The sequence below is a fragment of the Micromonospora sp. M51 genome (genome assembly GCF_018070305.1).
In the GTDB taxonomy this organism is placed as follows: domain Bacteria; phylum Actinomycetota; class Actinomycetes; order Mycobacteriales; family Micromonosporaceae; genus Micromonospora; species Micromonospora parva.
Window position 1 is genome coordinate 1 of the sequence record NZ_JAGPXZ010001521.1, and the last position, 445, is coordinate 445.

Annotated in this window: 1 protein-coding gene; it reads right to left on the bottom strand. The window is 68.8% G+C overall.

The features are described 5' to 3' along the window. The coding region (locus KBX53_RS35765; RefSeq protein WP_210864117.1) for an ABC transporter substrate-binding protein at positions 1 to 445 on the bottom strand (445 nt) is incomplete at both ends.

The following is a 445-nucleotide window of genomic DNA, read 5'->3' on the forward strand; positions in this document are numbered from 1 at the left end:
CCGACTGGTTCTGCGCGTACTCGGCGTTGCTCGGGTTGGTGATCTTGTCAGCGGCCATGAAGTCGATGTACCGCTTGATGGCCGAGACGTTCTGCGGGGTGTCGAAGGTCGGCTTGCCGGCCGAGTCGAACCACTCGCCGCCGTACTGCTGGCTGAAGGTGAAGGCGTGGTGCGCGTTCTCCGACGGGTTGGCCCCTTCGATGGCCAGGCCCCACTTGCCGCCGGTGCTGAGCTTCTTGCCGTACTCGGCGAGCTGCTCCCAGGTGGTCGGCGGCGCGGTGATGCCGGCGTCGGCGAACGACTTCTTGTTGTAGTACAGGCTGTAGGCCATGCTGTAGAGCGGCACGGCGGCCGGCGGCTTGCCGGGGGCGCCGGCGGCGGCGAGCGCGGCGGGCACGATCCGGTCCTTGCCGCCGACGGCCTGCAGGGTGGCGTCGTCGAACTC